This window comes from Acinetobacter sp. YH12140 (genome assembly GCF_013418475.1).
GTDB lineage: Bacteria > Pseudomonadota > Gammaproteobacteria > Pseudomonadales > Moraxellaceae > Acinetobacter > Acinetobacter amyesii.
On the sequence record NZ_VPBZ01000026.1, the window covers coordinates 1 to 5257 of the forward strand.

8 protein-coding genes and 1 pseudogene are annotated in these 5257 nt (G+C 47.8%); 4 read left to right on the plus strand and 5 right to left on the minus strand.

Annotated elements, in window-relative coordinates; all coding sequences use genetic code 11:
* On the plus strand, nucleotides 1-719 hold a 719-nt coding region (locus FTU75_RS17990), incomplete at its 5' end, for an MFS transporter (protein WP_180110328.1).
* A 15-nt stretch (nucleotides 720-734) separates the two neighbouring features.
* Here the strand turns inward: FTU75_RS17990 and FTU75_RS17995 are convergent.
* From FTU75_RS17995 to aph(3'')-Ib, 3 genes are all read right to left on the minus strand, one after another.
* Nucleotides 735-1001, minus strand: a complete 267-nt coding sequence (locus FTU75_RS17995; RefSeq protein WP_052928020.1) for a hypothetical protein — start codon at nucleotides 999-1001, stop codon at nucleotides 735-737.
* 167 nt (nucleotides 1002-1168) lie between these two features.
* Nucleotides 1169-2005, minus strand: a complete 837-nt coding sequence (locus FTU75_RS18000) for an aminoglycoside O-phosphotransferase APH(6)-Id (RefSeq protein ID WP_000480968.1) — start codon at nucleotides 2003-2005, stop codon at nucleotides 1169-1171.
* Entirely contained in the window at nucleotides 2005-2808 is an 804-nt protein-coding gene (gene aph(3'')-Ib / locus FTU75_RS18005) for an aminoglycoside O-phosphotransferase APH(3'')-Ib (RefSeq protein ID WP_001082319.1), read from the minus strand. The genes FTU75_RS18000 and aph(3'')-Ib overlap by 1 nt, the downstream gene beginning before the upstream one ends.
* A 232-nt stretch (nucleotides 2809-3040) precedes the next feature.
* Between aph(3'')-Ib and FTU75_RS18010 the strand changes: the two genes are divergently transcribed.
* Entirely contained in the window at nucleotides 3041-3325 is a 285-nt protein-coding gene (locus FTU75_RS18010) for a mobilization protein (protein ID WP_148245845.1), read from the plus strand.
* On the opposite strand, the gene FTU75_RS18015 is transcribed toward FTU75_RS18010, so the two are convergent.
* On the minus strand, nucleotides 3326-3556 hold the full coding sequence (locus FTU75_RS18015) for a hypothetical protein (RefSeq protein ID WP_005028396.1): 231 nt from the start codon (nucleotides 3554-3556) through the stop codon (nucleotides 3326-3328).
* Nucleotides 3553-3954, minus strand: a complete 402-nt coding sequence (locus FTU75_RS18020; protein WP_180058131.1) for a hypothetical protein — start codon at nucleotides 3952-3954, stop codon at nucleotides 3553-3555. The genes FTU75_RS18015 and FTU75_RS18020 overlap by 4 nt, the downstream gene beginning before the upstream one ends.
* Between FTU75_RS18020 and FTU75_RS18025 the strand changes: the two genes are divergently transcribed.
* Both FTU75_RS18025 and FTU75_RS18030 read left to right on the plus strand, forming a co-directional pair.
* Nucleotides 3940-4644 carry an IS6-like element IS1007 family transposase gene (locus FTU75_RS18025; RefSeq protein ID WP_001067794.1) on the plus strand — a complete coding sequence of 235 codons (705 nt, stop codon included), beginning with the start codon at nucleotides 3940-3942 and terminating at the stop codon, nucleotides 4642-4644. The two genes, FTU75_RS18020 and FTU75_RS18025, sit on opposite strands and share 15 nt — an antisense overlap.
* 52 nt (nucleotides 4645-4696) lie before the next feature.
* Nucleotides 4697-5257, plus strand: a pseudogene (locus tag FTU75_RS18030) (transposase zinc-binding domain-containing protein); the annotation flags it as partial.

Here is a 5257-nt window from a genome sequence, read left to right on the forward strand (position 1 = left end):
GTGATATATCTGTGCATGCGCCCTTTGTGGCAGGGGCTCTTCTCAATGCAATTGCCTTTTGTTTGGTGGCTTTCTTGTTGCCCAAAACGCCGTCACAACCGCCTGAAGGACAGCCAGCCAAAATCAATTTGTTTGAAGGCTTTCGCTTCAATTTTGCAGTTCAGGGACTTGCCAGCTTTTTTGCGTTGTTTTTTCTTATGCAGCTGATTGGGCAGGCGCCCGCCGCTTTGTGGGTGATTTATGGCGAACAGCGCTTGAATTGGGATATTGGCACAGCAGGTGTGTCGCTGGCCGTTTTTGGTGCAGCACATACATTCGTACAAGCTGTTTTAACCGGCACTCTTTCAAAGCGACTGGGTGACCGCGGTGTGTTGCTGCTTGGAATGGGCGCTGATATGTGCGGGTTTTTATTGCTGGCTTTTATCACGCAAAGCTGGATGGTTCTGCCGGCAATTTTTATGCTGGCCACAGGCGGCATTGGTATGCCTGCTTTGCAGGCCATTATTTCAGGTCTTGTTTGCGATGAAAAACAAGGTGCTTTACAGGGAACTTTAACGGGGTTGACGAATATAACCTCGATTATCGGGCCGGTCGGATTTACGACGCTTTATGGCTTAACCGCGGGGCAGTGGGATGGTTGGGTTTGGCTCGTCGCAGCAAGCCTTTATCTTATTGCTATACCATTATTGCGCCAGTCAGCCAGTTTATTGCGATCTTAAAATCTTGGCGGGAGATCAAGCAATCCCGCCAATAAAACCGCTGAGTTCATCAAGACGCACCATTGCCATGCGCATGGTGCCACGGCAATTTTGAGCTTTGCAGCGTGCGCGTCGTTCAACTTCGTCCAAATATAATTGCTCGTGTCCTCGAATTGAGCTGATCATTGCCTTATTGATATAAACAAGGCGGTTACATTTCTTGCAGGTCATTTCTAATCTTTGATGGTCTGCAAGATCACTGGCTTTATAGCGGGTTTTCCAGTTTCCGGGTGGGGATGCCATTTTCATCACCAGAAGTCTTCAGGTGAGGGAATACGGACATAGCTGATTTTACCGCCCACATGGGGTCGTTTGCGGGAGAGGGCGAAATCCTACGCTAAGGCTTTGGCCAACGATATTCTCCGGTAAGATTGATGTGTTCCCAGGGGATAGGAGAATTCGCTTGATATCTAGTATGACGTCTGTCGCACCTGCTTGATCGCGGCCGCGATAGCTAGATCGCGTTGCTCCTCTTCTCCATCCGCGTTCCAAGCTGCGGAAAGGCACCCATAAGCGTACGCCTGGTCGAGCAGGCGACGCGGATCGACGTCCAGCGCACGAGAGAATGCGTCCGCCATCTGTGCAATGCGTCTAGGATCGAGACAAAGGTCGTCTCTGTCAGCCGGATCGTAGAACATATTGGCGGCGCCAAAGCCCACTTCACCGACCAGACCGACGGGATCTATCACCAGCCAGCCGCGACTGGAGAACATGATGTTTTCATGATGCAGATCGCCATGTAGCCCACGCAGTTCCGAGGCATTGCTCATCATTTGATCGGCTATAATCGCCGCGTGGACGTAGTCAGTTTGACAACCTGCGTTTTGATCATCGCGCGCCCGCTGAAACAAAGCTGCAAAGCGATCCCGGATCGGGAGAAGGGCAGAAGGCAGGGGTTCCTCAGATGCGGCATACAGCTTCGCCATTAGTTCCGCTGCAATTTCGGTCGCCTGGTAGTCGCCGTGCTCGGCAACGATGTGAGAGAGCATTCGCTCCCCGGCATATTCGAGCAACATCAGATTGTTCTCACGACCGAGCAACCGGACTGCTCCCCTCCCATTGCGCCATACCAGATAGTCGGCCCCGCGCAGTTCATCAGCAATGTCTTCTATAGGTTTCAATCCCTTGACGATTGCAGGAGTCCCGTCTGGCAATGAAACTTTCCAAACGAGGCTGGAAAAGGTGTCCGCAATGAGAACAGGTTGCGAAACGTGCCAATGAGCAGGAAAAACAGGCGGCATGAACATCAACCCCAAGTCAGAGGGTCCAATCGCAGATAGAAGGCAAGGCGTTCGCGGTCGGGGGCTTCGATCCCCAATACATTGAATAGGACAGCGAAGGCGCGCTCTGCTTCATCTGGCGCTGCCCAGTTCTCTTCGGCGTTAGCAATCATGAGTGCCAAATCGGCATAGCGATCTGCTGTTCCGAGCCGCCCAAGGTCGATCAGACCCGTGCATTGAAGAGTTTTAGGGTCCACCATGAAGTTCGGCATGCAGGGATCACCATGGCAAACAACCATATCGGTGCGCTCTTGGTCGAGCCGCACCGGTAGCTCTCGTTCGACACGAGCCAAAAGATCGAGCTGCGGCGTACTCTTGTCCTCGTCCGGTAAGAAGTCGGGATTGACGGCATTGCGGGACACCACATCAACGGCGCGTCCGAACATTCGCGACAGCCTGCGCTCAAACGGACATTGATCAACCGATAGGCTGTGAACAGCGCCAAGTTGCTGCCCCATTGACGGCCACGCTTTGAGCAAATCCGCTCCAGACAGATCAGCCGCCGGTACTCCCGGAATTGCCGTTATCACCAAGCATGCACCCTCCTGTTCCTCCTGCCAGTTGATGACCTCGGGGCAAGCCACACCTCGACCTTTGAGCCAAATGAGGCGGTCACGCTCTCCAGCGAGCTCACCGCGGCGGGAAGCAGGTGCGATTTTCGCGAAGGCATGCCCGTCACCACGTCGAAAAACAAAATCACCAGATTCTCCGCCTCTGACAGGCAACCAGTCAGAATGCGATTCACCAAAAAAAATATTAGTTCGATTCAATGGAGGTTCCTTCAGTTTTCTGATGAAGCGCGGAGGTGGCTCATTTGTCTTTTCTCAACAACAACAAAATAATTTTATGGGGTAAAGGGGTATCCCCTTTCGGACTTCCAAACTTAATGAAATTAGTTTGGTAAAGTGCGCCATTCTGGAAAACCATTATAGCTTAGGAAGGCATTGAATCTCAATGGCAGGTATCCTATGCTTGAATGGTTTTTTAGGTATGGGAATTACAATGACAAATGAATCTTTAGAACAGAGAATTGCTAAGCAGGAAGAACGCTTAAAGCAACAGGAAGAACGCTTAAAGCAGCTTAAAGCTCAAAAGCAGGCTAAAGACGCTCGTGAAAAGGCAAAACAGAAAGAACAAAATCGAAAAAACGATACCAGACGTAAAATTTTACTGGGTTCTTACTTGCTCAAGAAAATGGAAGATGAAGCAGAGAAACAAAAAATACTCGCTGGCATCAACGAGTATTTAACAGAAGATCGGGATAGAAAATTATTTAATCTGCCATAATTAATTTTGTATTGTTTTTAGCATATTGATAGCAAAGGTTACTTTGCTTTCAATATCTTTAAGCACTGTTTTATGATCATTGAAATCATCAAAATGTTTAATCTCAACATCAATAATAGAGCTTAAATATCCAGTCAATATCTTTGCTTTTACTTCATTACTCTGATTGAAAATAACATCATTGAATTTGGCAACTTCTTCATCAAAATTAAAATTATCTAACTCAATCATGGTTTAAATCCTAGTTTTTTTAAATATGGAAGAAGCTGTGGTTGTTGGTCAGGATCTCGAAGCATTGTTTTAAGCCTTAATGCTAAATCTTTGTAGCTTTCACCCTCTCTAGCTAAATAACTTAATTCAGAAAGTTCTGATAATTGATTACCAAAACTATCAACCTGAGCATCAGACAGTTTAAGGAAGTTATTTTTCTGTTCTTCAAACATATCAATTGTGTCAGGGCATCTTAATTGCTCTTTTTCTGCATTTTTCTTCTTAAATTTTAGCTCAAGACTATGAAATTTATTGCCCTTTTTAATTAGCTCATATTTAACGGCACTGTTGCAAATAGGCTGACATGATAAGCTAAATATCTTATTTATTTCGAGATACAGCAGATGAATCCCTTCCACGGTCGGCACTTTCAAGGTGAAATCATTCTTTGGGCTGTTCGTTGGTATTGTAAATATGGCATCAGCTATCGTGAACTTCAGGAAATGTTGGCCGAACGTGGTGTGAATGTCGATCACACCACGATTTATCGCTGGGTTCAGCGTTATGCTCCAGAAATGGAAAAACGTTTACGTTGGTATTGGCGTAATCCTACAGATCGACATTTATGGCATCTGGATGAAACTTACGTAAAAGTGAATGGCAAATGGGCATATCTATACCGTGCAGTTGACCAACGTGGCCATACTCTTGATTTCTATCTTTCTGCTAGACGAAATACCCATTCAGCTTATTGTTTTCTTGGTAAGATTTTGAATCATGTCAAAAAATGGCAGATTCCACGAGTCATAAACACTGATAAGGCTCATACCTATGGCCGTGCTTTGTCGCGACTAAAACAGGAAGGAAAGTGTCCTGAAGACCTGGAGCATCGACAGATTAAATACAAGAATAACGTGATTGAATGTGATCATGGCAAGCTCAAACGGATCATCAAGGCTACGTTGGGATTCAAGTCTATGAAAACGGCTTATGCCACAATTAAAGGTATTGAGGTTATGCGTGCTCTACGCAAAGGACAAGCTTCATTATTTTATAACGGTAATATTCTAGGAGAAGTTTGGCTAGTAAATAGAGTTTTCGGTCTCTAAGCTTTTTTGAAGGGAAAATCATCGACTCAGATCCCTATTTGCAACAGTGCCGTATTACCCGGCATTCGCTGCGCTTATGGCAGAGCAGGGAAAGGAATTGCCGGGCTATGTGCAACGGGAATTTGAAGAATTTCTCCAATGCGGGCGGCTGGAGCATGGCTTTCTACGGGTTCGCTGCGAGTCTTGCCACGCCGAGCACCTGGTCGCTTTCAGCTGTAAGCGTCGCGGTTTCTGCCCGAGCTGTGGGGCGCGGCGGATGGCCGAAAGTGCCGCCTTGCTGGTTGATGAAGTACTGCCTGAACAACCCATGCGTCAGTGGGTGTTGAGCTTCCCGTTTCAGCTGCGTTTCCTGTTTGCCAGCCGGCCCGAGATCATGGGGTGGGTGCTGGGCATCGTTTACCGCGTCATTGCCACGCACCTGGTCAAGAAAGCGGGCCATACCCACCAAGTGGCCAAGACGGGCGCGGTCACCCTGATCCAGCGTTTTGGATCGGCGCTCAATCTGAATGTTCACTTCCACATGCTGTTTCTCGACGGTGTGTATGTCGAGCAATCCCACGGCTCAGCGCGTTTCCGCTGGGTCAAGGCGCCGACCAGCCCAGAGCTCACCCAG

What these genes read in the sequence shown, in the direction of transcription:
- FTU75_RS18010 (WP_148245845.1), top strand. Translation starts at nt 3,041, where the DNA reads ATGACAAATGAATCTTTAGAACAGAGAATTGCTAAGCAGGAAGAACGC.
- FTU75_RS18025 (WP_001067794.1), top strand. Translation starts at nt 3,940, where the DNA reads ATGAATCCCTTCCACGGTCGGCACTTTCAAGGTGAAATCATTCTTTGG.
- FTU75_RS18015 (WP_005028396.1), bottom strand. Translation starts at nt 3,556, where the DNA reads ATGATTGAGTTAGATAATTTTAATTTTGATGAAGAAGTTGCCAAATTC.
- FTU75_RS18000 (WP_000480968.1), bottom strand. Translation starts at nt 2,005, where the DNA reads ATGTTCATGCCGCCTGTTTTTCCTGCTCATTGGCACGTTTCGCAACCT.
- FTU75_RS17995 (WP_052928020.1), bottom strand. Translation starts at nt 1,001, where the DNA reads ATGGCATCCCCACCCGGAAACTGGAAAACCCGCTATAAAGCCAGTGAT.